Origin of the sequence: Streptomyces sp. NPDC006393 (assembly GCF_040628575.1) — a bacterium.
Taxonomy (GTDB): domain Bacteria; phylum Actinomycetota; class Actinomycetes; order Streptomycetales; family Streptomycetaceae; genus Streptomyces.
Genome location: NZ_JBEXZD010000084.1, coordinates 13,151 through 37,662, shown reverse-complemented (window position 1 = coordinate 37,662; position 24,512 = coordinate 13,151). Strand labels below are relative to the sequence as shown.

General features: G+C 71.7%; 26 protein-coding genes. 14 read left to right on the top strand and 12 right to left on the bottom strand.

What is annotated here, in order from left to right:
• From ABZ484_RS28020 to ABZ484_RS27995, 6 genes are all read right to left on the bottom strand, one after another.
• Positions 1-797, bottom strand: a 797-nt coding sequence (locus ABZ484_RS28020; protein ID WP_358868702.1) for a sulfurtransferase, incomplete at its 3' end; no start/stop codon positions are given.
• A gap of 150 nt (positions 798-947) precedes the next feature.
• A complete protein-coding gene (locus ABZ484_RS28015; RefSeq protein WP_350751515.1) occupies positions 948-1,028 on the bottom strand; it encodes an Ms5788A family Cys-rich leader peptide in 81 nt (26 codons plus the stop codon).
• A gap of 175 nt (positions 1,029-1,203) precedes the next feature.
• On the bottom strand, positions 1,204-1,929 hold the full coding sequence (locus ABZ484_RS28010) for a DUF2993 domain-containing protein (RefSeq protein ID WP_358868701.1): 726 nt from the start codon (positions 1,927-1,929) through the stop codon (positions 1,204-1,206).
• A gap of 130 nt (positions 1,930-2,059) precedes the next feature.
• Positions 2,060-3,337, bottom strand: coding sequence for a hypothetical protein (locus ABZ484_RS28005; RefSeq protein WP_358868700.1), 1,278 nt, complete (start codon positions 3,335-3,337; stop codon positions 2,060-2,062).
• 3 nt (positions 3,338-3,340) lie between these two features.
• The gene (locus ABZ484_RS28000; protein WP_030164669.1) at positions 3,341-3,595 is read right to left on the bottom strand and encodes a MoaD/ThiS family protein; all 255 of its coding nucleotides are present in this window, start codon (positions 3,593-3,595) and stop codon (positions 3,341-3,343) included.
• Positions 3,596-3,633: 38 nt separating this feature from the next.
• Positions 3,634-4,569, bottom strand: a complete 936-nt coding sequence (locus ABZ484_RS27995) for an alpha/beta fold hydrolase (protein WP_358868699.1) — start codon at positions 4,567-4,569, stop codon at positions 3,634-3,636.
• 279 nt (positions 4,570-4,848) lie between these two features.
• Here ABZ484_RS27995 and ABZ484_RS27990 point away from each other — a divergent pair, with 279 nt between their 5' ends.
• From ABZ484_RS27990 to ABZ484_RS27945, 10 genes are all read left to right on the top strand, one after another.
• Positions 4,849-5,640 (top strand): response regulator transcription factor, encoded by a 792-nt coding sequence (locus ABZ484_RS27990; protein WP_358868698.1) that lies wholly within the window; start codon positions 4,849-4,851, stop codon positions 5,638-5,640.
• A gap of 349 nt (positions 5,641-5,989) precedes the next feature.
• Positions 5,990-7,012, top strand: a complete 1,023-nt coding sequence (locus tag ABZ484_RS27985) for a LacI family DNA-binding transcriptional regulator (RefSeq protein WP_358868697.1) — start codon at positions 5,990-5,992, stop codon at positions 7,010-7,012.
• Positions 7,013-7,154: 142 nt separating this feature from the next.
• Entirely contained in the window at positions 7,155-8,204 is a 1,050-nt protein-coding gene (locus ABZ484_RS27980; protein WP_358868696.1) for a trypsin-like peptidase domain-containing protein, read from the top strand.
• Positions 8,205-8,356: 152 nt separating this feature from the next.
• A complete protein-coding gene (locus ABZ484_RS27975; protein ID WP_358868695.1) occupies positions 8,357-8,590 on the top strand; it encodes a hypothetical protein in 234 nt (77 codons plus the stop codon).
• A gap of 185 nt (positions 8,591-8,775) precedes the next feature.
• Positions 8,776-9,528, top strand: a complete 753-nt coding sequence (locus ABZ484_RS27970) for a response regulator transcription factor (RefSeq protein ID WP_358868694.1) — start codon at positions 8,776-8,778, stop codon at positions 9,526-9,528.
• The gene (locus ABZ484_RS27965) at positions 9,525-11,018 is read left to right on the top strand and encodes a HAMP domain-containing sensor histidine kinase (RefSeq protein ID WP_358868693.1); all 1,494 of its coding nucleotides are present in this window, start codon (positions 9,525-9,527) and stop codon (positions 11,016-11,018) included. Before ABZ484_RS27970 ends, ABZ484_RS27965 begins: the two co-directional genes overlap by 4 nt.
• A gap of 51 nt (positions 11,019-11,069) precedes the next feature.
• Complete coding sequence (mshD, locus tag ABZ484_RS27960; RefSeq protein ID WP_358868692.1) at positions 11,070-11,990, top strand: mycothiol synthase; 921 nt, start codon at positions 11,070-11,072, stop codon at positions 11,988-11,990.
• A 199-nt stretch (positions 11,991-12,189) separates the two neighbouring features.
• Entirely contained in the window at positions 12,190-14,541 is a 2,352-nt protein-coding gene (locus ABZ484_RS27955; protein ID WP_358868691.1) for an RNA degradosome polyphosphate kinase, read from the top strand.
• Positions 14,522-15,760 (top strand): CHAD domain-containing protein, encoded by a 1,239-nt coding sequence (locus tag ABZ484_RS27950; RefSeq protein ID WP_358868690.1) that lies wholly within the window; start codon positions 14,522-14,524, stop codon positions 15,758-15,760. Before ABZ484_RS27955 ends, ABZ484_RS27950 begins: the two co-directional genes overlap by 20 nt.
• A 31-nt stretch (positions 15,761-15,791) precedes the next feature.
• Positions 15,792-16,241 (top strand): NUDIX hydrolase, encoded by a 450-nt coding sequence (locus tag ABZ484_RS27945; RefSeq protein ID WP_358868689.1) that lies wholly within the window; start codon positions 15,792-15,794, stop codon positions 16,239-16,241.
• Between the two features lie 34 nt (positions 16,242-16,275).
• Here the strand turns inward: ABZ484_RS27945 and ABZ484_RS27940 are convergent, their stop codons facing one another.
• Positions 16,276-16,458, bottom strand: coding sequence for a hypothetical protein (locus ABZ484_RS27940; protein ID WP_358868688.1), 183 nt, complete (start codon positions 16,456-16,458; stop codon positions 16,276-16,278).
• A gap of 143 nt (positions 16,459-16,601) precedes the next feature.
• On the opposite strand from ABZ484_RS27940, the gene ABZ484_RS27935 reads away from it, so the two are divergent.
• Positions 16,602-17,456, top strand: coding sequence for a hypothetical protein (locus ABZ484_RS27935; RefSeq protein ID WP_358868687.1), 855 nt, complete (start codon positions 16,602-16,604; stop codon positions 17,454-17,456).
• A 135-nt stretch (positions 17,457-17,591) separates the two neighbouring features.
• Positions 17,592-17,759 carry a hypothetical protein gene (locus tag ABZ484_RS27930; protein WP_189906024.1) on the top strand — a complete coding sequence of 56 codons (168 nt, stop codon included), beginning with the start codon at positions 17,592-17,594 and terminating at the stop codon, positions 17,757-17,759.
• Positions 17,760-17,787: 28 nt separating this feature from the next.
• Here the strand turns inward: ABZ484_RS27930 and ABZ484_RS27925 are convergent, their stop codons facing one another.
• A complete protein-coding gene (locus ABZ484_RS27925) occupies positions 17,788-18,153 on the bottom strand; it encodes a metal-sensitive transcriptional regulator (RefSeq protein WP_358868686.1) in 366 nt (121 codons plus the stop codon).
• A 237-nt stretch (positions 18,154-18,390) separates the two neighbouring features.
• On the opposite strand from ABZ484_RS27925, the gene ABZ484_RS27920 reads away from it, so the two are divergent.
• Both ABZ484_RS27920 and ABZ484_RS27915 read left to right on the top strand, forming a co-directional pair.
• Positions 18,391-19,011 (top strand): DUF47 family protein, encoded by a 621-nt coding sequence (locus ABZ484_RS27920; protein WP_358868685.1) that lies wholly within the window; start codon positions 18,391-18,393, stop codon positions 19,009-19,011.
• A gap of 7 nt (positions 19,012-19,018) precedes the next feature.
• On the top strand, positions 19,019-20,017 hold the full coding sequence (locus ABZ484_RS27915; protein ID WP_030183798.1) for an inorganic phosphate transporter: 999 nt from the start codon (positions 19,019-19,021) through the stop codon (positions 20,015-20,017).
• 137 nt (positions 20,018-20,154) lie between these two features.
• Here ABZ484_RS27915 and pstB read toward each other — a convergent pair whose 3' ends face one another.
• The 4 genes from pstB to pstS all read right to left on the bottom strand — a co-directional run bounded on the left by pstB (position 20,155) and on the right by pstS (position 24,321).
• A complete protein-coding gene (pstB, locus tag ABZ484_RS27910) occupies positions 20,155-20,931 on the bottom strand; it encodes a phosphate ABC transporter ATP-binding protein PstB (protein ID WP_358868684.1) in 777 nt (258 codons plus the stop codon).
• A gap of 82 nt (positions 20,932-21,013) precedes the next feature.
• A complete protein-coding gene (gene pstA, locus ABZ484_RS27905; protein ID WP_358868683.1) occupies positions 21,014-22,069 on the bottom strand; it encodes a phosphate ABC transporter permease PstA in 1,056 nt (351 codons plus the stop codon).
• Entirely contained in the window at positions 22,066-23,076 is a 1,011-nt protein-coding gene (pstC, locus tag ABZ484_RS27900) for a phosphate ABC transporter permease subunit PstC (RefSeq protein WP_358868682.1), read from the bottom strand. Before pstC ends, pstA begins: the two co-directional genes overlap by 4 nt.
• 111 nt (positions 23,077-23,187) lie before the next feature.
• Positions 23,188-24,321 carry a phosphate ABC transporter substrate-binding protein PstS gene (gene pstS / locus ABZ484_RS27895; protein WP_358868681.1) on the bottom strand — a complete coding sequence of 378 codons (1,134 nt, stop codon included), beginning with the start codon at positions 24,319-24,321 and terminating at the stop codon, positions 23,188-23,190.
• Positions 24,322-24,512 lie beyond the last annotated feature (191 nt).

Below are 24,512 nucleotides of genomic sequence, written 5' to 3'. Positions count from 1 at the left end.
TCGGTCCAGGAGCCGTCGTAGTTCTTGACGTTCTCGACGCCCAGCAGCTCGTGCAGGACGAACCAGGTCAGCGCGGAGCGCTCACCGATGCGGCAGTAGGCGATGGTGTCCTTGGCGAGGTCGACGTTCTCCTCGGCGTAGAGGGCCTTGAGGTCCTCGTCCGACTTGAAGGTGCCGTCGTCGTTGGCGTTCTTCGACCACGGGATGTTCTTGGCGGAGGGAACGTGGCCCGGGCGCTGCGACTGCTCCTGCGGCAGGTGGGCCGGGGCGAGCAGCTTGCCGGAGAACTCGTCGGGCGAGCGGACGTCGACCAGGTTCTCGGCGCCGATGGCCTTCACGACGTCGTCGCGGAAGGCGCGGATGGAGGTGTCCTGCGGCTTGGCCTTGTACTCGGTCTTCGCGCGCTCGGGCACGTCCGTGCCGTCGACCAGCTCGCGGGCGTCCAGCTCCCACTTCTTGCGGCCGCCGTCGAGGAGCTTGACGCCCTCGTGGCCGTAGAGCTTGAAGTACCAGTAGGCGTAGGACGCGAACCAGTTGTTGTTGCCGCCGTAGAGGATCACCGTGTGGTCGTTGGAGATGCCCTTCTCCGACAGGAGCTTCTCGAAGCCGGCCTGGTCGACGAAGTCACGGCGCACCGGGTCCTGGAGGTCCTTGGTCCAGTCGATCCGGATGGCGTTCTTGATGTGGTTCTTGTCGTACGCGGACGTGTCCTCGTCCACCTCGACGATGGCGATGGTCGGGTCGTCCAGGTGCTCCTGCAGCCAGTCGGCGTCGACCAGGACGTCGGTGCGGCTCATGCTCAATCTCCTCCGGGGCAGTTGCGGCGGGGTGTGCGAGTGAGAGGGGGCGCACCGGTGCGTGGCGGCGGTGGTACGCCGGCGTACGGGGCGCGGGGACGGCCCCGGATCAGGTGCGGGGCCGGCGGAGGCGGGAGGCGGGGCTCCCGCTCAGAAGGGGCGACAGAGCATGGCGGCAACGCGGCACAGGTCTACTGCCCGCCGCTTCGTGAGATCCGCCTGTCGCTTCATGTGCCCGATCGTAGGGAGGGACGGGCGGACATGTCACCGGCGTGTCGCATGATGAGACGGGACCATCCGCGATGCGGGACCGAAGCGGCATCGAGGCCGTCCCGGCGCGGGGTCCGGCGGCCGGCGTCCGTCGTCGCATCTGCGCTGCGGACGGCGCCGTCTCGCCAGTCGGACATCACCCGGCCAGCTTGACGTTCGACCCCTTCACGGTGATCCGCACGCCGTCCTTGGCCGCCTGCACCGAGTCCAGCTTGATGTCGCCCGGCAGCTGGTCGATCGCCTGCTGGAAGTCGGTGATCGACCGGAACCGGCTCTCGATCAGCCGAACGCCCGCGAGCCTCGGCAGGGAGTCGGCGTGCACCTGCACCTTGTCGTTGCGCACGGTGACCGAGCTGAGCACGGAGATCGGCTCGGGCAGCAGGGAGAACTTGACGGCGACCCTGATCTTGCCGTTGCCCCCGTACGACAGGCCGACCACCTGGGCCTTGATGCCGAGGCCGACGTCGGTGGGCTCGGACTTGGCGGTCTTCAGCAGCTCGTCGTAGGCGATGGTCGCGGTGCCGGTGGCGCTGTCCGCGGTGGCGGAGCTGTAGTCGCCCGAGAACCTCACGCCCTTCATGTCGGCCTCGAGGTCGTCGATACGGATCTTCTGCGTGCCGTTGCCCGTGGCCGCGTCGTAGTCCTTGATGCCGACCTCGACGTCGTCCAGCTCGCCGCTCGCCAGCTGGGTGAGGAACGGGAAGCCGTTGATGGACACGTCCGGGGTGCTCGCCAGGTTCTCCGTGGACCTCAGCTTGTCGGCGGCCTCGCTCTGTGCGAAGTGCACCGCCACCCGGTCGACCACGACGAACAGCACGCCGAGGATGACGACGACGATCAGCAGTACCCGCAGCGCGCGCATCCGGTGTTCCCCCACCCTCGGCGGTCCGGGGCGGCCGGACGGCCGCCCTTCGCGAGCGTAACGCCCGCCGGACGCACGGACGGGTGATTGTCGATCAGCTGTGACAGACACCTGTGACAGAGCGGTGGCGTCACCCCAGCGCCCGCCCCAGCACCCACACCACCGGTGCCGCCGCCGTCAGCGGGAGGGCGACGCCGGCCGTGAAGTGCACGAAGCGCGAGGGGTAGTCGTAGCTTGCCGCGCGATGGCCGATCAGGGCGCACACCGCCGCGCCCGCGCCCAGGAGCGCGCCCTTGGAGCCCAGGTCCGTCATGCCGCTGGCGGCGATGCCCGCGCCCGCCGCGGCGAGCAGCGAGACGACCACGGAGGCCGCCGTCGGCAGCGGCAGGGCACGCGCCAGGACGGCCACGGCGACCGCCACCGCGCCGACCGCGACCGCGTCGGCGCCGACCGCCAGATACCCGGCCGCGAGGATCGCCAGCGCCGCCGCGGCGACGGTCGCCATCAGGCCGTACATCCGTTCGTCCGGGTCGGCGTGGGAGCGCAGCTGGAGGACCAGGGAGAGCAGCACCCACACCCCGAGCGTGCCGAGGATCGCCGCGGGCGCGTGCTCGCGGCCCGCGCCCAGCACCGCCGCGTCCGCGGCGAGCGCGCCCGCGAAACCGAGGGCGATGCCCTGCCGGGCGGGCCACATGCCGTTCAGCCGGAACCAGCCGGCGGCGGTCACGGCCTGGAGCGCCACCAGCGGCACGAGCAGCGCGTACGTGCCGATCTGCGCCGCGCCGGCCAGCAGCAGTCCCAGCAGCGCCGTGAGCGCGGCCGGCTGCATGCCGGGTTCGATGATCGGTGAGCGGCCCTCGGCACGGGCGCGCTGGGCGTCGGTGACGCGGGCGTTGCCGGCGAGGGTCGCGGGACCGTAGGCGGGCTCGGCGCCGTCCGGGGCGGCCGTGGCGGAGGAGGCGGCGGGGGCCGCGGGCGCGGGCGCCGGAGTCGGGGTCGGGGTCGGGGTCGGCTGGTGGTTCACCGGGGGCAGATAGGCCGTCTGTGCGGCCGGCTCGGCCGCCGCGGGGACGGGCCGGGCATGGGTCTGGGTCTCCCACGTCTGGCCCTGCCACTGCTGCGTGTACTGCTGCTGGTCGGCATGCGGGTCGCCGTACGCCTGCTGCTGCCCGGGCCAGGGCTGAGGCTGCTGGTGCTGCTGGTGCTGTTGATGCTGCTGCTGAAAGTGGGGCTGCTGGGGCTGGGGCTGGGGCTGGGGCTGCTGTGCGTACGGGTCGTGGCTGCCCTGGTACGAGCCTCCGTACGGGTCGTCGTACGAGTTGTCGTACGCGCCCTCGTAAGCGCCCTGGTACGGGGAACCCGGGGCCCCAGAGGCCCCCGGGGCGCCCTCATACGGCTGGTCGGTCATCGCTCACCCTCCTGCGAACGGGGGGAGCACCTCGACCGTGCCGCCCTCGGTCAGCCGTACCGTGTCGTGATCGCGCGTCCCCACGGGGTCGCCGTCGATGAGGAACGAGCAGCGCAGCAGGACGCGGGCGAGTTCGCCCGGGTGGCGCTCGCGCACCGCGTCGAGCGCCTCGGCGAGCGTCCCCGCCTCGTACGGCTCCTCGGCGACCCCGGCCGCGGCCTTCGCGGCCGCCCAGTAGCGCACCGTGACCTTTGCCATCCCGTTCCTCGACTCACTCGGCAATGAACAGGGAAAGGCTAGCCCGCCTGCGCCAGGCACCAGCGCCCGATGCGGTGCAGCAGCTCGTCGGCGGCGGCGTTCTCGGCGTGGCCCATGCCGGGCTCCAGCCAGAGTTCGCCGTGGTCACCGGCGGCCGTGGCCAGCATCCGGGGATGGTCGAGGGGGAAGTAGGCGTCCCGGTCGCCGTGCACGATCAGCAGAGGCGTGGGCGTGATGAGCGGGACCGACTCGACGGGGGACAGCGGGACGGGGTCCCAGTCGCGGTGGTGGATGCGGGTGCGCAGGCCGTAGCGGCTCAGCAGGCGGCCCTCGGGGCGCATGACGAGCCAGTGCAGCCGGCGCATGGGGGCCGTGCCCCGGTAGTACCAGCGCGCGGGGGCGCTGACCGAGACCACCGCGTCCGTCCGCGCCACTTCCCGGGTCTGCCCCTGCCCCGGCGTCTCCCGAGCCTCCTCCCGGACCTTCCGGGCGGCCTCCCAGGCCTCCCAGGCCTCCCGAACCTCCCGGGCGTCCGATCGGGAGCCGTACAGCGCCGCGTGCCGCAGCACCACGGAGCCGCCCATGGAGAAGCCGACGGTCGTCACGCGGGTGTGCCCGAGGCAGCGCGCCCACGCCACCGCCGCCGCCAGGTCCAGCACCTCCCGGTCACCGACCGTCGAGCGCCCGTCGGAGGCCCCGTGGCCGCGGAACGAGAACGTGACCACGGCCCCGTACCGGCCCAGCGTCCGCGCCACCCGGCGCACGTGCGGCCGGCCCAGGTCGCCGGTGAAACCGTGTGCGATCACGAACACTCCGTCCGAGCCGTGCCCGCCGGTCGCGCCCGGTTCGTACACGGCGTCGATCGCCACCCCGTCCGCCGTGGTCAGGAACCTCCTGACACGTGTCCGCGGCGGCGTCTCAGACTCCGGGACGATCGTCGAACGCGCCACATGACCTGCCGTATCCGAGCTCATGTCGGCTATTCTGCTGGGAAGAGGACTCGGGCAGCGAAGCCCCCGGGTCCTTTTGTGCTTTCGGAAGCGTTGTATACGACGCGGGAAACCGCAGGTGTACGGGCCGTCGATCGCACAGCGGCCGTCAAGGCCGCAGCGGGTCCCAGGGGCGCGGGATTCGCAGCACGCAAAGAAGGGCGAAGCAGTGCCGCCTACGTCCTCGCCGGGACCCGAGGAGGAACCAGACGCCATGGACGAGCGAACCGTGCACGAACATACGACCCAGGCAGGTGGGGCGCGATGAGTTCACTGCTGCTCCTGACCAACGCCCTTCAGCCGTCGACGGAGGTGCTTCCCGCCCTCGGTCTGCTGCTGCACAACGTGCGCGTGGCTCCGGCGGAGGGTCCGGCGCTCGTGGACACCCCGGGTGCCGACGTCATCCTGGTCGACGGGCGGCGCGACCTGCCGCAGGTGCGCAGCCTGTGCCAGCTGCTGCGCTCCACCGGCCCCGGCTGTCCGCTGATCCTCGTCGTGACGGAGGGCGGCCTGGCGGCCGTCACCGCCGACTGGGGCATCGACGACGTGCTGCTGGACACCGCCGGTCCCGCCGAGGTCGAGGCACGGCTGCGGCTGGCCATGGGCCGCCAGCAGATCGTGGGCGACGACTCGCCGATGGAGATCCGCAACGGCGACCTGTCGGTGGACGAGGCGACGTACAGCGCCAAGCTCAAGGGCCGGGTGCTGGACCTCACCTTCAAGGAGTTCGAGCTGCTGAAGTACCTCGCGCAGCACCCGGGGCGCGTGTTCACCCGCGCCCAGCTGCTCCAGGAGGTCTGGGGCTACGACTACTTCGGCGGCACCCGGACCGTCGACGTCCACGTCCGGCGGCTGCGCGCCAAGCTCGGGCCCGAGCACGAGTCGCTGATCGGCACCGTGCGAAACGTCGGCTACCGCTTCGTCACCCCCGAGAAGAGCGACCGCACCGCGGACGAGGCCAAGAACAAGGCGAAGACCGAGAAGGCCCGGACGCCCGCGGACGACACGGACTCCGCCGCCGCCGCTGTCCGGGCCGGGGCCCGCGCGAAGGCCTGACCCGCGTCGGGCACGAGCGGGCCGGGCGCAGGCGCGAGCGGGGCCGGGAGCAGGCGCGATAGGGCCGAGGCCGAGAGCAGGCCCGAGCAGCCCCTGGGGCGGGCGCGAGCGGGCGCCAGGGGCCGGGGCGCGAGCGGGGCCGGGAGACGGCCCGTGTGGACGGCGGAGTGCGCCCGGAAGGGCCGCTCCGTACGGCCGGAGTGCGCCCGGGAAGGGCCGCTCCGTACGGGCGGAGTGCGCTCGGATGCGGGGCCCGGGGCGTGCTCGTCGGCGTGGTGGGCGTTGCGGGCGCACATCCAAGCTTTGATACGCCCTGCCCCGGGCGGATCCATCCGCGTAGACTCCGCGCGTGGCAAAGGTGACTCGGGACGACGTGGCGAGGCTGGCGGGGACTTCCACCGCCGTGGTCAGCTATGTCATCAACAACGGACCCCGGCCGGTCGCCCCGGCCACGCGCGAGCGTGTGCTCGCCGCGATCAAGGAACTGGGGTACCGGCCCGACCGGGTCGCCCAGGCGATGGCCTCGCGCCGCACGGACCTGATAGGGCTGATCATCCCGGACGCCCGCCAGCCCTTCTTCGGGGAGATGGCGCACGCGGTCGAGTGGGCCGCCGCCGAGCGCGGCAAGATGGTCCTGGTCGGCAACACCGACTACGTCGCCGAGCGCGAGGTCCACTACCTGCGCGCCTTCCTCGGTATGCGGGTCTCCGGCCTGATCCTGGTCAGCCACGCGCTGAACGACCAGGCCGCCGCCGAGATCGAGGCCTGGGACGCCCGGGTCGTACTGCTGCACGAGCGGCCCGAGGCCATCGACGACGTGGCCGTGGTCACCGACGACCTCGGCGGCGCCCAGCTCGCCGTACGCCACCTGCTGGAGCACGGCTACGACTACGTCGCCTGTGTGGGCGGCACCGCCGAGACACCGGCCGTGGGCGACCCGGTCTCCGACCACGTCGAGGGCTGGCGGCGGGCGATGGCCGAGGCGGGCCTGTCGACGGAGGGACGGCTCTTCGAGGCGCCGTACAACCGCTACGACGCCTACAAGGTCGGCCTGGAGATCCTCTCCGGCCCCGACCGGCCGCCGGCGATCTTCTGCTCCACGGACGACCAGGCGATCGGCCTGCTGCGGGCCGCGCGGGAGCTGCGCATCGACGTGCCGGGCGAGCTGGCCGTGGCCGGGTTCGACGACATCAAGGAGGCGGCGCTGACGGATCCGCCGCTGACCACCGTCGCCTCCGACCGGTCGACGATGGCCCGGGCGGCCGTGGACCTGGTGCTCGACGACGGGCTCCGGGTCGCCGGGTCGCGGCGGGAGCGGCTGAAGGTGTTCCCGTCACGGCTCGTGGTCCGGAAGTCCTGCGGCTGCGCGTAGCCCTCCCGGCTCGGCTCTCCGGCCCTCCCCGGCCGCCCTTATCCGGCCCCCCGGCAGCCCTTATTTCGGGCATACGCGGTTCTGTCGGGCTTTTCAGCGGGGACTCACGAAGCTCTCATGATCCCGGGACACTCTCAATGACATGACCGAGAGCTTCCGCCGCAGCGGCGCGTACGAGGACCCCCGGGGTGACGGGCAGGACCCGTTCCCGTACCGGCAGCAGCACGCCTCCTCCCCGGTGAACCCGGAGTGGCCGGCCCCGCCGGCGCATCCTCCGGCCTTCCCCCCGGCGTACCCGCCCGCGCAGCCCTCGCAGCCCCCGAAGAAGCGCGCCAAGGGCCCGGTCGCACTGCTCGCCGCCGTGGCGATCGCCGCCGCGGCCGTGGGCGGCGGCACCGCGTTCGCCTTCCAGGAACTGACCGGGAAGGACACGGTGGCCTCCAGCAGCACCAGCACCAACGTGGTGCCCACCGGCCAGCGGGGCAGCATCGCGGCGATCGCCAAGGCGGTCAGCCCGAGCGTGGTGGAGATCACCGCCTCCCTCGCGGGCGGCACGTCCACCGGCTCCGGCGTGATCATCAGCAGCGGTGGCGAGATCCTCACCAACAACCACGTCATAGCCGGAGCCTCCTCGGTCAAGGCCCGGACCAGCGACGGCAAGAGCTACACCGCGCAGGTCGTCGGCACCGACAGCTCCAAGGACCTCGCCCTGATCAAGCTGGACGGAGCCTCCGGCCTGAAGCCGGCGGCCCTCGGCAACTCCGACGGCGTCGCGGTCGGCGACCAGGTCGTCGCCATCGGCTCCCCCGAAGGCCTGACCGGCACCGTCACCAGTGGCATCGTCTCCGCCCTCGACCGGGACGTGACCGTCTCCACCGACGAGAACCAGGGACAGGGACAGGGCGACGGCCAGTGGCCGTTCGAGTTCGGCGGCCGCCACTTCAACGGCGACACCGGTTCCTCCACGACCACCTACAAGGCCATCCAGACCGACGCCTCCCTGAACCCGGGCAACTCCGGCGGCGCGCTCATCGACGCGAACGGCAACGTCGTCGGCATCAACTCGGCGATGTACTCGGCCGCCGCCGCCTCGGACTCGTCCAGCGCGGGCAGCGTGGGCCTCGGCTTCGCCATCCCGATCAACACCGTCAAGGCCGACCTGGCCAAGCTGCGCGCCGGCTCCCAGAGCTGACCGGAGCCGAAGCGACGGCGCCGACGACGAAGCCGACGGCCAACGGAACCCGCTGACCCACCGACCCCACCGACCCACCGACAGCGACACCGAGGACGACGACCAGCAGACCCAGCCAGCACCCCGCAACACCTCGCAGCAAGGAGTACGCCATGATCCAGCAGGTCGTGCACGAGTGGACCGAGACCGTCGACGCGAGCGTCCCCGCGGGCGTCTCCCTGACGCTGGCCGTAGCGAAGGAACTCCACAGCCCGGCGGACAACGCCGCCGACCGCCCCCCGCTGCCCCCGGCCGCCGTCCCCCAGCTGATGGGACTGCGCACCCCCGCCGGGCGCTCGCGCCGCCCCAAGGTGCCGCTGAGGCGGCTCACGGCCCTGGCCGCGTAAGGGGCGCGGGGCACCCTGGCTGCGTGACGGGCGCGGGGCACCCTGGCGGCGTGACAGGCCGCGAGGCCCCGTGCCCCACCCGGTGGGCGCGGAACGTGCGACGCTGGGAGCGTCCCTGCCGCTCCCCTGCCGACCGGCCCCAGGAAAGGCCGACCGGCCCGAGGAAACCCGAGGAACAACGACCGATGAGCCCCCTCGACGGCGACCGTGACCGCGACCGCGACCGTGACCTCCAGCGCATCCTGATCGTCGACGACGAGCCGGCGGTGCGCGAGGCACTCCAGCGCAGCCTCGCCTTCGAGGGCTACGACACCGAGGTCGCGGTCGACGGCGCGGACGCCCTGGAGAAGGCGGGCGCGTACGGACCGGACCTGGTCGTCCTCGACATCCAGATGCCCCGCATGGACGGCCTGACGGCCGCCCGACGCATCCGCGGGGCGGGCGACACCACCCCGATCCTGATGCTGACGGCCCGCGACACGGTCGGCGACCGGGTCACCGGGCTGGACGCCGGGGCGGACGACTACCTGGTCAAGCCGTTCGAGCTGGACGAGCTGTTCGCCCGTATCCGCGCTCTGCTGCGCCGCAGCTCCTACGCCGCGGCCGTGGCGGGCGCGGCGGACGAGGGCGACGCGCTCACCTTCGCCGACCTGCGCATGGACCTGGCCACCCGCGAGGTCACGCGCGGCGGACGGCAGGTGGAGCTGACCCGCACCGAGTTCACGCTGCTGGAGATGTTCATGGCCCATCCGCGCCAGGTGCTCACCCGTGAGCAGATCCTGAAGGCGGTCTGGGGCTTCGACTTCGAGCCGTCGTCGAACTCCCTCGACGTCTACGTGATGTACCTGCGACGCAAGACCGAGGCCGGCGGCGAGCCGCGCCTGGTGCACACGGTGCGCGGGGTGGGGTACGTCCTGCGGCAGGGCGGCGCGGAGTGAGCAAGGTCGCGCGCCGGTTCCGCTCGCTGCCGATCCGCTCCCGACTGGCGTTGCTGGTGGCGGCGGCGGTGGCGTTCGCGGTGGCGGCGGTCTCCATCGCCTGCTGGTTCGTCGTGCAGCGGCGGCTGTACAGCGAGGTGGACTCCCGGCTGGGCAGCTACGGCCGGGTCACCGCCACCACGGCGTCGTCGCTCGCCGCCGACTGCACGCAGACCACGGACGACTCGACCGGCGACATGCAGCGCTCGTTCCTCTACGTGCAGCTGGTGACGGCACAGGGCCGGTTCTGCGTGGACCCCCGCTCCGAAGGCGTGATCAAGGTCAGCGCCGTGGACAAGAAGGTGGCCGCCGCCCCCAACGTGCGGCAGCGCACCTTCCACACCGCCACCGACACACAGGGCAACAACGTCCGGGTGATGACCCTCGCCGTCCCGACGGGCCCCGGGCCCAACGCCGAGGCCTACCCGGGCATCGCCTTCATGCTCGCCCTGTCCCTGAAGGACACCGAGAAGACCCTCAGCGACCTGGCGCTGCTGCTCCTGCTCGTCTCCGGCCTGGGGGTCGTCGGGTCCGGAGCCGCCGGTCTCGCCGTCGCCCGCGCCGGTCTGCGTCCCGTCGACCGGCTCACCGAGGCCGTCGAGCACGTGGCCCGCACCGAGGACCTGACCATCCGCATCCCCGTGGAGGACGACAGCGAGGACGAGATCGCCCGCCTGTCCCGCTCCTTCAACTCGATGACGTCCGCCCTGGCCAGCTCCCGCGATCTGCAGCAGCAGCTGATCGCGGACGCGGGCCACGAGCTGCGCACCCCGCTGACCTCGCTGCGCACCAACATCGAGCTCCTCTCCCGCAGCGAGGAGACCGGCCGCCCGCTCCCGGAGGCCGACCGCAAGGCGCTGCTGGCCTCGGTCAAGGCGCAGATGACGGAGCTCGCCTCGCTGATCGGCGACCTCCAGGAGCTGTCGCGTTCGGAGGGCCAGCGGGGCGAGCGGGTCCAGGTGATCGCGTTCCACGACACCGTGGACACGGCGCTGCGCCGCGCCCGGCTGCGCGGCCCCGAGCTGACCGTCACGGCGGACCTGGACCCCTGGTACGTACGGGCGGAACCGGCGGCCATGGAACGCGCGATCGTCAACATCCTGGACAACGCGGTGAAGTTCAGCCCCGAGGCCGGTGCGGTCGAGGTGCTGCTGGCCGACGGTGTCCTCACGGTCCGCGACCACGGCCCCGGTATCGCCGCCGACGAACTCCCCCACGTCTTCGACCGCTTCTGGCGCTCCCCGAGCGCCCGCGCGCTGCCCGGCTCGGGCCTGGGTCTGTCCATCGTCGCCCGCACGATCCAGCAGGCCGGCGGCGAGGTCGCCCTCGCCCCGGCCGAGGGCGGCGGCACGGTGGCGACCGTACGGCTGCCGGGGGCACCCACCCCGCCGCCGGAACTGCCGGAGCTGCCGGAGCTGCCGGACCCGACGGAACAGCCCGAACTGCCATGACCCGTGGCAAGCCGACCCCCCGATCCGGTGGTCGTCGGTAGTCTCGGACGCATGACCAGCGACGACACCGCACCGATCGCCCGCTCCCTGGAGTCCCTCTCCGCGCTCTCCCCCGGCCAGGTCGAAGCCGTGCTCGGCCTGCTGGCGGAGGCCACCCGCACCGACGGGCAGCCGGCGGTGTCCGAACAGGGCCGGCTCCAGCTGCGCGGCGGCGCCCGCGAGGGCGTCTCCCATCTCCTGCTGAGCGTCGACGGCGAGCTGGTCGGCTACGCGCAGCTGGAGGACACCGACCCCGTGGAGGCGCCCGCCGCCGAGCTGGTCGTCCACCCCGCGCACCGCGGCCACGGACACGGGCGGGCACTCGGATCGGCGCTGCTGGCCGCCTCCGGCAAGCGGCTGCGGGTGTGGGCGCACGGCGGTCACTCCGCCGCCCGGCACCTGTCGCAGGTGCTCGGGCTGACCCTGTTCCGGGAACTGCGGCAGATGCGGCGCCCGCTGGCCGGCCTCGACCTGCCGGAGCCGGTGCTGCCGGAGGGGGTGACGGTACGGACCTTCGTCCCCGGCCAGGACGACGCCGCCTGGCTCGCCGTGAACGCGGAGGCGTTCGCCCACCACCCCGAGCAGGGCTCCCTCACCCAGCGCGACCTCGACGCCCGCGAGGCGGAGCCCTGGTTCGACCCGAGCGGGTTCTTCCTGGCCGAGCGCGAGGGCCGGCTGGTCGGCTTCCACTGGACCAAGGTCCACGCGGCCGAGGGGCTCGGCGAGGTGTACGTCCTCGGGGTCCGCCCCGGCGCGCAGGGCGGCGGCCTCGGCAAGGCCCTCACGCTGATCGGCCTGCGCCACCTGGCCGCGCAGGGCCTGCCCACCGCGATGCTCTACGTCGACGCCGACAACAAGGCCGCGGTGTCGGTCTACGAGCGGCTCGGCTTCACGACGTACGAGACGGACCTCATGTACCGCACGGAGACGTGACGCTCCACGGCGCGCGGACACGACGCTCCACCGCACGCGGACGTGACGCTCCACCGCACGGAGACGTGCCGGCGGCATCCGGGCACCTGGAGTGACACGGGGTCCGGGGCTGCCGCTGATCCCTGTGGGCCGCCCCCCGCTATCCGGCACGTCATGTCTCCGTAACCGGCGATTCAGACGGCCTTGCGACGCTCGCTCAATGAGACCCGCCGTGCCAGAGCCTTCGCCGCCCCCCGAGGGGACCGCAGCCGTGCTCGCGCCCGCGCCTTCCGACGCGCCTGTCTTCCCCACGGCGCGGAAGAATGGGTTCATGAGCCAGTCAGACACCCAGGCCGCAGCGCAGGTCCCGCACGTCCAGCCCTCCGTGGGCTCCATAGCCGCGCACCGCCCGCACACCGTGGCGGCCGCGGTCTCCGACCTGGACCCCGATCTCGACGCCGACCTCGACGCCTACGAGGTGACGGACGCCGAAGGGGAACAGCTGCCCCAGGGCCGGTTCCTCGACCGGGAGCGCAGCTGGCTCGCCTTCAACGAACGGGTCCTGGAACTCGCCGAGGACCCGAACACGCCCCTGCTGGAGCGGGCGAACTTCCTCGCGATCTTCGCCAGCAACCTCGACGAGTTCTTCATGGTCCGGGTGGCCGGCCTCAAGCGCCGTATCGCCACCGGAGTCGCCACCCGGTCCGCCTCCGGCCTCCAGCCGCGCGAGGTGCTGGAGATGATCTGGGCCCGCTCCCGCGAGCTCATGGCCCGGCACGCCGCCTGCTACCACGAGGACGTCGCCCCCGCCCTGGCGGAGGAGGGCATCCACCTGGTCCGCTGGAGCGAGCTGACGGAGAAGGAGCAGGCCCGCCTGTTCACCCTGTTCCGGCAGCGCATCTTCCCCGTGCTGACCCCCCTGGCGGTCGACCCCGCACACCCCTTCCCGTACATCTCCGGCCTCTCCCTGAACCTGGCCGTGGTCGTACGCAATCCCGTCACCGGCCACCGCCACTTCGCCCGGGTCAAGGTGCCGCCGCTGCTCTCCCGCTTCCTGGAGAGCTCCCCGGGCCGCTACGTCCCCCTCGAGGACGTCATCGCCGCCCACCTGGAGGAGCTGTTCCCGGGCATGGAGGTCCTGGAGCACCACACCTTCCGCCTCACCCGCAACGAGGACCTGGAGGTCGAGGAGGACGACGCCGAGAACCTGCTCCAGGCCCTGGAGAAGGAGCTCATGCGGCGCCGCTTCGGGCCGCCGGTGCGCCTGGAGGTCGAGGAGTCCATCGACCGCGAGGTGCTCGACCTCCTCGTGCGCGAGCTGAAGATCGGCGAGGCCGAGGTGTACCCGCTGCCCGGCCCGCTCGACCTCACCGGCCTCTTCCGCATCCACAGCCTCGACCGGCCCGAGCTGAAGTACCCCAAGTTCGTCGCCGGCACCCACCGCGACCTCGCCGAGGTCGAGTCGGCGTCCGCGCCCGACATCTTCGCCGCCCTGCGCCAGCGGGACGTCCTCCTGCACCACCCGTACGACTCCTTCTCCACCTCCGTCCAGGCCTTCCTGGAGCAGGCGGCGGCCGACCCGGACGTCCTCGCCATCAAGCAGACCCTGTACCGCACCTCCGGCGACTCCCCGATAGTCGACGCGCTCATCGACGCCGCCGAGGCCGGCAAGCAGGTCCTCGTCCTGGTCGAGATCAAGGCCCGCTTCGACGAGCACGCCAACATCAAGTGGGCGCGCAAGCTGGAGGAGGCCGGCTGCCACGTCGTCTACGGCCTGGTGGGTCTGAAGACCCACTGCAAGCTGTCCCTGGTGGTCCGCCAGGAGGGCGACGACACCCTGCGGCGCTACAGCCACGTCGGCACCGGCAACTACCACCCCAAGACCGCCCGGCTGTACGAGGACCTCGGCCTGCTCACCGCGGACCCGCAGGTCGGCGCGGACCTGTCCGACCTGTTCAACCGCCTCTCCGGCTACTCCCGCCGCGAGACCTACCGCCGACTGCTCGTCGCGCCCAAGTCCCTGCGGGACGGCCTCGTCTCGCGGATCAACAAGGAGGTCCAGCACCACCGCGCCGGACGGCCCGCCTCCATCCGCGTCAAGGTCAACTCGATGGTCGACGAGGCGGTCGTCGACGCCCTCTACGGGGCGTCGCAGGCCGGAGTGCCCGTCGACGTGTGGGTGCGCGGCATCTGCGCGCTGCGCCCCGGCGTACCCGGACTGTCGGAGAACATCCGCGTCCGGTCGATCCTCGGCCGCTTCCTGGAGCACTCGCGGATCTTCGCCTTCGGCAACGGCGGCGAACCCGAGGTGTGGATCGGCAGCGCCGACATGATGCACCGCAACCTCGACCGCCGTATCGAGGCCCTGGTCCGGGTCACCGACCCGGCCCACCGAGCCGCGCTCAACCGGCTCCTGGAGACCGGCATGGCCGACACCACCGCCTCCTGGCACCTCGGCCCGGACGGCGACTGGACCCGGCACGCGGTCGACGGTGACGGCCAGCCCCTGCGCAACATTCAGGAGACGCTCATAGACGCCCGGAGGCGCCGGCGTGGCACAGCAACACCTTGACCCGACGGACCCCACGGCCGCCGGGCCGGTGGCCGTCGACGCACTCGCGGGTTATCTGCGGGCGCGGGCGACGGAGTTCCTCCGTGCCCTGCGCCTGCACCGCGAGACGGGCGGCGGCGCCGCGGGCGGCAGCGAGGAGTCCGTCGACGCGGCCCGGGCCCTGCGCCGCGCGGCCCGCCGCATCAGCGGCACCCTGCACACCTTCCGCCCCCTGCTGGACGAGACCTGGGCCGAGGAACTCCGCCCCGAACTCGCCTGGCTCTCCGGCACCCTGGCCCGAGAACACGCCTACCGGGCCCGCCTGGACCGCCTGTTGCAGGCCCTCCACAGACTGTCCCCCGAGGCGGCTGCGGGCAGTCGTGCCGCTGGTACGGACGCAGCTGCGGGCACTCGCACCACTGGTACGGACGCAGCTGCGGGCACTCGCACCACTGGTACGGACGCAGCTGCGGGCAGTCGTGCCGCTGGGGCGGCACGGGTGGGCGCAGCGGCACCCGCCACGGGCGGAACGGTTCCCCACCCACCCGCACCCGCACCCGCACCCACACGCGACCGCGGCAACGGCAACGGCAACGGCAACGGCAACGGCAACCTCACCGTGGGCGCCGCAAAAGCAGGCGCCCTCCTCGACCGCCAACTCACCCTCGCCCGCACCCGTGCCCACTCCACAGCCCTCGAGGCCCTCGGCTCCAGCCGCTTCCACGCCGTCGCCGACAAGGTCGCCGTCCTCGCCAGCGACGTCCCCCTCGCCCCCACCGCGCACACCACGGCCCCCCACCCCCTCGCCGCCGCCGCCGAGGAACGCCTGACGGACGCCGTCGCCGCGCTCCCCCTCGTCACCGCGGGCAGCCCGTACAACGCGGCCGCGCTGGTCCACGGCCTGTCCCCGGACCCGTCCCCGCACCCCCAGGACACCCCCTGGCACCAGGTCCGCCTGCTGCTGCGCCTGCACCGGTACGCCCAGGAGGCACTGCTCGTCGCCGACGCGGAGGGCGCCCCCGTGGACGTGCGGCTTCTGGCGGCCGGCCGCGCGCTCGACCGGCACCGTGACGCCTCGGAGGCGGCGGCCGCCGCGGCCGCGGCCGCCCGTACGCCCCGCATCGCGCCGGCGACGGCGTACGCGCTCGGCGTGCTCCACGCGGATCAGCGCCACGAGGTGGAGGCGGCCAGGTTCGCCTTCCAGCAGGCGTGGCAGATGCAGGCGATCGGCGCGAACTGAGGGCACGAGCTGAAGGAGGCGGTGAGGCCCGGTGCCGCGGACGAAGGAAACGAAGGAAACGAAGGACACCGTCGTCCGGGCGGCCGGCTGCGTCCTGTGGCGACGCGCCCCGTCGGGCGGCTCGGGCGGCTCCCTAAAGCTGTGCCTGGTGCACCGGCCGAAGTACGACGACTGGTCCTGGCCGAAGGGAAAGCTCGAGCCCGGTGAGGACCCGCTCGCGGGCGCGCTGCGGGAGGTGGCGGAGGAGACGGGGTACACGGCGGTTCCGGGCGTGGAGCTGAGCACCGTCGCCTACATGGCGGGCGGGCGTCCCAAGCGGGTGCGGTACTGGGCGGCCGAGGCCACCGCGGGCCGTTTCACCCCCAACAAGGAGGTGGACCGGCTGCGTTGGCTGTCGCCCGCCGCCGCCCGCGACCGGCTGACCCAGTTCCGCGACCGCGAACTCGTCGACGAACTGCTGACCGTGCTGCGCCCGACGTGAGGCCGTAGGACAGCCGGGCGCCCCTTGAGGGCCGTCAGGCGTCCCGCGCGTGCCCCTCCGCGTCCGAGCGGGCCAGGCTGCGCGCCCGGCGGGCGGGACCGCGCCAGCCGCAGCCGCACCGGGCCAGGCAGAAGCGCCCCTGTTCGACGGTCGTCGTGCGGTGTTCCTGGTGCTGCCGTTGCTCTTGCGCAGGGCCGGGCCCTTCTTGTCGCGCCACGCCGACCACGCTACCCACGCCAGATGAACAACCGGTTGCGGCCTCCCGCGGCTGCCGCCGGCGCGTGACGGGCCTGGGCACTCGTCGTTGAACCGGAGGACAGGGGGACGGTGACCGACAGAGCGGCTGGGGGTAGGCAGGCGATGGCGGAGCGGCAGCGGCGGAAGACGGGCAAGGCGGTGCTCGCGGCGGGGCTGTTGGTCTGCGCGTGTGCCACCGGATGCTCCGGCGACGGCGTGGCCGCCGAGGACTCGCGCGCGGCCCACGACCCGGTGCGGACCGTGCGCCAGGTCCCCGACGCGCTGCTCGCGGCGGGCAGTTCCCAGGCCCGTACGGCGATGGAGATGGCCGCGGGCGGAACGCGCGTGACCATCCGCGGCGAGGGGGTCTACGACTTCCGGCAGCAGCTCGGGCGGCTGACGCTGGTGCTGCCGCAGGACCCGGCCGGGGCCCCCGAGCACCGGCCGATCACCGAACTGCTCGCTCCTGGCGCCCTGTTCATGAAGAACCGGGGAGCGGGCGTGCCCGCCGACAAGTGGGTGCGGGTGGAGACGGCGACGCTCTCCGACGGCAACCTGGTCACCGGCGGCGCCACCGACCCGTTCGCCGCCGCCCAGGTGCTGCGCGGGACGCGCACCGCGGCGTTCGTGGGGGACACGCGGGTGGCGGGTGTCGCGGTGCGGCACTTCAGGGGCACCGCCGATCTGGCGCTGGCGGCGAAGAACGCCTCGGCGGCCGGCGAGGAGGCGCTGAAGGCCGCGCTGAAGGCGGCGGCGAAAGGGTTCGCCACGGCCGATGTCCCGTTCGACGTCTACCTCGACGACCAGGGCCGGGTCCGCAAGCTCCGGCAGCGCTTCAGCTTCGTCGGCGGCCACGGCCACGACAGGAAGACGGTGGCCGTCTTCTCCACGACCCTGCTGTACGCCTTCGGGACGCCGGTGAGCGTGACGCTGCCGCAGTCGAAGGACATCTACGCCGGCCGGATCGCCGAGCGGTGAGAGGGGCACGGGCGGCCCGGTGAAGCGGCCCGGTGGCCGGAAATGACCGGCGAACTAGCCCTTCCGTGCCATGCGCGGTCCGTGGACGGCTCCCTACTCTAGGAAGCCGGCGACGACAGAGAAGAGGTGACGCGCGTGGCTCCGGTGGGTACGGCAGTCCAGGACCACGTGGCCCTCGCCGAGATCGAGCTGTGCGGAGAGCTGATCATCGCGGCCTCGGCGGCCCGGGAGCGGCTCAGCCTGGAGAGCATCGACGAGGTGCTGAGAGTCGCCGAGGAACGCCGCACCGGCTCCGACGGCTGAGCGGGCCCCGGCCCCGTACATCCCTTGCTCAGGTCCGCAGCAGCCGCCCGATCGCCTTGGTGGCCTCCTCCACCTTCGCGTCGATCTCCGAGCCGCCCTTGACGGCCGCGTCGGCCACGCAGTGCCGCAGGTGCTCCTCCAGCAGCTGCAGGGCGAAGGACTGGAGGGCCTTGGTGGAGGCGGACACCTGGGTGAGTATGTCGATGCAGTAGGTGTCCTCGTCGACCATCCGCTGGAGCCCGCGGATCTGGCCCTCGATCCGGCGCAGCCGCTTGAGGTGCTCCGCCTTCTGCTTGTGGTAGCCGTACGTGGCGTGCTCATGCCCGGCTTCCCCGGGGGGCGCGGCCGTGGTGCCGTCGGAGGGCGCCGTCGCGCCGGCCTCGGTGGTCGTCATCGCGTCCTCCCGCTCGTAACGAAGTCAAGGCATACCCCTGCCGGGTATATCGTACCGAAATTTCCCGGGTAGGGACCCCTGGCAAGCCCCCGTGACGAGCACCGTGCCCGATGGGCGACACTGGGGGACGGCCCCCTGAGAGCCCCGGGCAGAATGGACGCCCGAGACTCTCGGCCGTGGCCGGATGATGCGCTTAGCATCACCCTGACCGAAACCGAAGCACCCCGAGGACCCCACGTGCGCTTTCGTCTGACCCCCAGGGAGACGAGCTTCTACGACATGTTCGCCGCGTCCGCGGACAACATCGTCACGGGCTCGAAACTCCTGATGGAACTGCTCGGGGCGGACACCTCCGCCCGGGCCGAGATCGCAGAGCGTATGCGGGCCGCGGAACACGCAGGCGACGACGCCACGCACGCGATCTTCCACCAGCTGAACTCCTCCTTCATCACGCCCTTCGACCGCGAGGACATCTACTCCCTCGCGTCGTCCCTCGACGACATCATGGACTTCATGGAGGAGGCCGTCGACCTGGTCGTCCTCTACAACATCGAGGAACTGCCCAAGGGCGTCGAGCAGCAGATCGAGGTCCTGGCGCGGGCGGCCGAGCTGACCGCCGAGGCCATGCCGCACCTGCGCACGATGGAGAACCTCACCGAGTACTGGATCGAGGTGAACCGCCTGGAGAACCAGGCGGACCAGATCCACCGCAAGCTCCTCGCCCACCTGTTCAACGGCAAGTACGACGCGATCGAGGTGCTCAAGCTCAAGCAGATCGTGGACGTGCTGGAGGAGGCGGCGGACGCCTTCGAGCACGTGGCGAACACGGTGGAGACCATCGCGGTCAAGGAGTCCTGAGGCGTCCATGGACACCTTCGCTCTGATACTGACCATCCTGGTCGCCCTCGGCTTCGCCTACACCAACGGCTTCCACGACTCCGCGAACGCCATCGCCACCTCCGTCTCGACCCGCGCGCTCACCCCGCGGGCCGCGCTGGCGATGGCCGCGGTGATGAACCTCGCCGGCGCCTTCCTGGGCAGCGGGGTCGCCAAGACCGTCAGCGAGGGTCTGATCGAGACCCCCAGCGGCGGCAAGGGGATGGGGATCCTCTTCTCGGCGCTGCTCGGCGCCATCGTCTGGAACCTGGTCACCTGGTACTTCGGCCTGCCCTCGTCCTCCTCGCACGCCCTGTTCGGCGGCCTGGTGGGCGCGGCCCTGGCGGGCGGTACGGCGGTGCACTGGAACGGCGTCCTGGACAAGGTCGTCACGCCGATGTTCCTGTCGCCGGTGGTCGGCCTGATCGTCGGCTACCTGGTCATGGCGCTGATCATGTGGATCTTCCGCCGGACCAACCCGCACAAGGCCAAGCGCGGCTTCCGTATCGCGCAGACGGTCTCCGCGGCCGGCATGGCGCTCGGCCACGGCCTCCAGGACGCCCAGAAGACCATGGGTGTCGTGGTGATGGCGCTGGTCATCGGCGGCGTCGAGACGTACGGCGACCCGATCCCGGTGTGGGTGAAGCTGATCTCCGCGCTGATGCTGTCGCTGGGCACCTACGCGGGCGGCTGGCGCATCATGCGCACCCTGGGCCGCAAGATCATCGAGCTGGACCCGCCGCAGGGCTTCGCGGCCGAGGCGACCGGCGCGTCGATCATGTTCGGCACCGCCTTCCTGTTCAAGGCGCCGATCTCCACCACCCACGTCATCACCTCGGCGATCATGGGTGTGGGCGCGACGAAGCGGGTGAACGCCGTCCGCTGGGGCGTGGCGAAGAACATCGTCCTCGGCTGGTTCATCACCATGCCGGCCGCCGCGATCGTGTCGGCCCTGGCCTTCTGGCTGATCAACCTGGCGTTCCTGTAGGAGAGCCCGGCCAGGGGCGGGAGCGCCCCCGGCCGGCAACGCGTAGGGCCCGCCCCCGGGAGCCAGGGGCGGGCCTTTCCGCATCCTCGCGGTGGCACCGCCATGCAGCACCGCGAGGGGTCGGGGACCGGCTCGGATCAGCCGAAGCGGCCGGAGATGTAGTCCTCGGTGGCCTGGACCGAGGGGTTGGAGAAGATCCGCTCGGTGTCGTCGATCTCGATCAGCCGGCCCGGCTGCCCGACGGCCGCCAGGTTGAAGAACGCCGTACGGTCCGAGACACGCGCCGCCTGCTGCATGTTGTGCGTCACGATGACGATCGTGAAGCGCTCCTTCAGCTCGCCGATCAGGTCCTCGATGGCGAGGGTGGAGATCGGGTCCAGGGCGGAGCAGGGCTCGTCCATGAGCAGCACCTTCGGCTCGACGGCGATCGCCCGCGCGATGCACAGCCGCTGCTGCTGACCACCGGACAGCCCCGAGCCCGGCTTGTTCAGGCGGTCCTTGACCTCGTTCCAGAGGTTCGCGCCCTTGAGCGACTTCTCGACGACGTCGTTCAGCTCGCTCTTCTTGTAGTTGCCGTTCAGGCGCAGCCCCGCCGCCACGTTGTCGAAGATCGACATGGTGGGGAACGGGTTCGGCCGCTGGAACACCATGCCCACCTCGCGGCGGACGGAGACCGGGTCGATGCCGGCGCCGTAGAGGTCCTCGGAGTCCAGCATCACCTTGCCCTCGACCCGGCCGCCCGGCGTGACCTCGTGCATCCGGTTCAGGGTCCGCAGGAACGTCGACTTGCCGCAGCCGGACGGCCCGATGAAGGCCGTCACCGAACGCGGCTCGACCGTCATCGAGATGTCCTCGATCGCCTTGTGGGAGCCGTAGTAGGCGGTGAGCCCGCTCACGTCGATTCGCTTGGCCATGACTACTTGTTCACTTCCAGTCGTCTGAGTCGCTGAGTGGCCGCCATCAAGCGGCCGGCCACGCGGCGGTAGCCGCGGATTGTCAGCGCGGGGCCTTCCAGCGGGCGATGCCGCGGGCCACCAGGTTGAGGATCATCACGAAGGCGATGAGGGTGAGAGCCGCCGCCCAGGCACGGTCGTAGGCCGCGCCGGAACCCGAGCTGTTCGCGTACTGCTGGTAGATGTACAGCGGCAGCGAGCCCTGCGGGTCCTTGAAGGGGTTGGTGTTGATGAAGTTCGTGCCCCAGACCAGCAGCAGGACGGGAGCGGTCTCACCGGTGATGCGCGCGATGGAGAGCATCACACCCGTGGCGATGCCGCCGATGGACGTCGGCAGGACCACCTTGAGGATCGTGCGCCACTTCGGGACGCCCAGCGCGAGGGAGGCCTCGCGCAGCTCGTTGGGAACGAGCTTGAGCATCTCCTCCGTGGAGCGGACCACCACGGGCATCATCAGGATCGCCAGGGCGAGCGAACCGGCGAAGCCGGAGTAGCCCATCTTGAGGATCAGGATCCAGAAACTGAGGACGAAGAGGCCGGCGACGATCGAGGGGATGCCGGTCATCACGTCGACGAAGAAGGTGACGGCCTTGGCGAGCCCGCCGCGCCCGTACTCGACCAGGTAGATCGCGGTCAGCACACCGATCGGCACGGCGATGAGGGTGGCGAGGCCCACCTGCTCCAGGGTGCCGAGCAGGGCGTGGTAGATGCCGCCGCCCGGCTCGGTGTCGGCGACGCCGGCCATGGAGTGGCTGAGGAAGTAGCCGTCGAGGACCTTCACACCGCGCTTGACGGTGGCCCAGATCAGGGAGGCCAGCGGGACGACGGCGACGAGGAAGCAGACCCAGACCAGGCTGGTGGCGATGCGGTCCTTGGCCTGCCTGCGGCCCTCGACCCGGCTTGCGACGACATAGGTGACGAGGACGGCGAGGACGGCGGCGATCAGGCCCCACTGCACCTTGCTGTCCAGTCCGGCGCCCAGGCCGATGGCCACGGCCACGGCGACGGAGCCCACGACGACGGCGAGCGGGAACCACTTGGGAAGGCTGGCGCCGCGCAGCGAGCCGGCGCGCTTGTCGGTGACGGCTGGCGTGCTCATGCGTTGGCCCCCGAGTACTCCTTGCGGCGGTTGATGATCATGCGGGCCGCGCCGTTGACCAGCAGGGTGATCACGAACAGCACGAGGCCGGAGGCGATCAGCGCGTCCTGGCCGAACTCGGTGGCCTCGTTGAACTTGCTCGCGATGTTCTGGGCGAAGGTGCCGCCGCCCGGGTCCAGCAGGCTGGCCTTGATGTCGAAGGTCGGGGAGAGCACGGTGGCGACGGCCATCGTCTCGCCGAGCGCGCGGCCGAGGCCGAGCATCGAGGCGGAGATCACACCGGAGCGGCCGAAGGGCAGCACCGACATGCGGATGACCTCCCAGCGCGTGGCGCCGAGGGCCAGTGCGGCCTCCTCGTGCATCCGCGGGACCTGGCGGAAGACCTCGCGGCTGACGTTGGTGATGATCGGCAGGATCATGATCGCCAGCAGGATGCCCACGGTGAGCAGCGACCGCGGGGCGCCGCCCTGCCAGGACAGGACGCCGGTCCAGCCGAGGTAGTCGTCGAGCCAGCCGTACAGGCCGTTCAGGTGCGGTACGAGGACCAGGGCGCCCCACAGGCCGTAGACGATCGACGGCACGGCGGCCAGCAGGTCGATCACGTAGGCGATGGGCCCGCTGAGCCTGCGCGGGGCGTAGTGCGTGAGGAACAGCGCGATGCCGACCGCGACCGGGACCGCGAGGGCCATGGCGACGATCGAGGAGACGACCGTGCCGAAGGCCAGCACGGCGATGCCGAACCGGGGCGGCAGCAGGCCGGTGTTCCACTCGAAGGCGGTCAGGAAGTTGCCGTCGTCCTTGCTGATGGCGAGGGTGGCACGGTAGGTGAGGAAGACCGCGATCGCGGCCATGATCACCAGGAGCAGGATGCCCGACCCCCGGGAGAGCCCGAGGAAGATGCGGTCCCCGGGACGGGTGGCGCCACGGGCGGCGCGCTTGTGGGCGGCCGGGCCCGTGGTGGGGGTGAGGGGCGGAGCTGCGTCGTTGTGCTGTGTGGTGGTGTCCATCGGGTTCTCCGGTCTGCGGAGCCGTACGCGGTGTACGGGCTCCTGGCGGCGGTGCACCGGACGATGCGGTCCGGGCCCCGTTCGGTGGCGGGACCCGGCCGCACGCTCAGATCAGCTCAGGCCCGAGATGGTGGAGCGGACCTTGGTGATGATCTCGTCGGGGATCGGCGCGTAGGAGGCGCCGGTCAGCTGCTTCTGGCCGTCCTCGGAGGCGATGTAGGACAGGAAGGACTTCACGGCCGGCAGGGTGTCGGCCTTGTTGCCCTTGTCACAGGCGATCTCGTAGGTCACCAGGGTGAGCGGGTAGGCGCCGTCCTCCTTCGGCTCGTAGTTGAGCTTCAGCGCCATGTCCTGCCCGGTGCCGACCACCTGCGCCGAGGCGATGGCCTTGGTGGCGTTCTCGACGGTGGCCTTGGCCGGGGTGGCGGCGCCGGTCTTCAGGTCGACGGTCTTGACGCCGTCGGAGGCGTAGGAGAGCTCGAAGTAGGAGATCGCGCCGGAGGTCTGCTTGACCTGCTGGGCGAGGCCGGAGGAACCCTGCGCGGACTGGCCGCCCTTGGCCTGCCAGGCCTTGCCGCCCGAGTACGGCCAGTCGCTCTTGGCGGTGGCGATCAGGTACTTGGTGAAGTTGTCCGTGGTGCCGGACTCGTCGGAGCGGTGGAACGCCTGGATCTTCAGGTCGGGCAGCTTGGCGCCGGGGTTCAGCTTCTTGATCGCCTCGTCGTTCCAGTTGGTGATCTTGCCGTTGAAGATCTTGGCGATGGTGGCCGGGTCGAGCGTCAGGCTGTCCACGCCCGGGACGTTGAAGCCGATCGCGATCGGGCCGCCGACCATGGGCAGGTCGATCGCCTGGCCGCCGGAGCAGACCTTCTTGGACTGCTCGATCTCCTCCGGCTTCAGCGGGGAGTCCGAACCGGCGAACGCGGTCTGGCCCTGGAGGAAGGCGGTGATGCCGGCGCCCGAACCGGTCGGGTTGTAGTTGATCTGGACGTCCTTGCAGGCCTGGCCGTACTGCTTGACCCACGCGTCGATCGCGTTCTTCTGCGCCGAGGAACCGGACGCCTGCAACTGGCCCTTGGCGCTGTCGCACTTGACCGAGCCGGGAGCGGCGGCGGCGGACGAGCCGCCGGAGCCGCCGTCCTTGCCGCTGTTGTTGTCGGAGCCGCACGCCGTGAGGGCCAGGGCGCCGGAGACGGCGAGGACGCCGAGAGCGAGTGCCCGCCGGTTCATGCGCTGAAGCTTCACTTGAGTTCCTTCCGGGAGCCGCCGTCCTGATCGGCGGCGTGCGAAGAGTGGTGGACACCGATGCGGCGAGATGCCGCATCAGCACCGGGTAAGGCCGAAATTAGGCAGAACAGGTGAAGCCGCCGATGGCCGGAAGTGAACGAGGGGTGAACCCCTGCCGACGGTGCGGTGAGGTCACGGAACGCTCACGG

Coding starts and splice junctions, on each gene's coding strand:
- ABZ484_RS28015 (WP_350751515.1), bottom strand. CDS start 1,028: ATGAAGCGACAGGCGGATCTCACGAAGCGGCGGGCAGTAGACCTGTGC.
- ABZ484_RS28010 (WP_358868701.1), bottom strand. CDS start 1,929: ATGCGCGCGCTGCGGGTACTGCTGATCGTCGTCGTCATCCTCGGCGTG.
- ABZ484_RS28005 (WP_358868700.1), bottom strand. CDS start 3,337: ATGACCGACCAGCCGTATGAGGGCGCCCCGGGGGCCTCTGGGGCCCCG.
- ABZ484_RS28000 (WP_030164669.1), bottom strand. CDS start 3,595: ATGGCAAAGGTCACGGTGCGCTACTGGGCGGCCGCGAAGGCCGCGGCC.
- ABZ484_RS27995 (WP_358868699.1), bottom strand. CDS start 4,569: ATGAGCTCGGATACGGCAGGTCATGTGGCGCGTTCGACGATCGTCCCG.
- ABZ484_RS27990 (WP_358868698.1), top strand. CDS start 4,849: ATGAGTTCACTGCTGCTCCTGACCAACGCCCTTCAGCCGTCGACGGAG.
- ABZ484_RS27980 (WP_358868696.1), top strand. CDS start 7,155: ATGACCGAGAGCTTCCGCCGCAGCGGCGCGTACGAGGACCCCCGGGGT.
- ABZ484_RS27975 (WP_358868695.1), top strand. CDS start 8,357: ATGATCCAGCAGGTCGTGCACGAGTGGACCGAGACCGTCGACGCGAGC.
- ABZ484_RS27970 (WP_358868694.1), top strand. CDS start 8,776: ATGAGCCCCCTCGACGGCGACCGTGACCGCGACCGCGACCGTGACCTC.
- mshD (WP_358868692.1), top strand. CDS start 11,070: ATGACCAGCGACGACACCGCACCGATCGCCCGCTCCCTGGAGTCCCTC.
- ABZ484_RS27955 (WP_358868691.1), top strand. CDS start 12,190: ATGAGACCCGCCGTGCCAGAGCCTTCGCCGCCCCCCGAGGGGACCGCA.
- ABZ484_RS27935 (WP_358868687.1), top strand. CDS start 16,602: ATGGCGGAGCGGCAGCGGCGGAAGACGGGCAAGGCGGTGCTCGCGGCG.
- ABZ484_RS27925 (WP_358868686.1), bottom strand. CDS start 18,153: ATGACGACCACCGAGGCCGGCGCGACGGCGCCCTCCGACGGCACCACG.
- ABZ484_RS27915 (WP_030183798.1), top strand. CDS start 19,019: ATGGACACCTTCGCTCTGATACTGACCATCCTGGTCGCCCTCGGCTTC.
- pstB (WP_358868684.1), bottom strand. CDS start 20,931: ATGGCCAAGCGAATCGACGTGAGCGGGCTCACCGCCTACTACGGCTCC.
- pstA (WP_358868683.1), bottom strand. CDS start 22,069: ATGAGCACGCCAGCCGTCACCGACAAGCGCGCCGGCTCGCTGCGCGGC.
- pstC (WP_358868682.1), bottom strand. CDS start 23,076: ATGGACACCACCACACAGCACAACGACGCAGCTCCGCCCCTCACCCCC.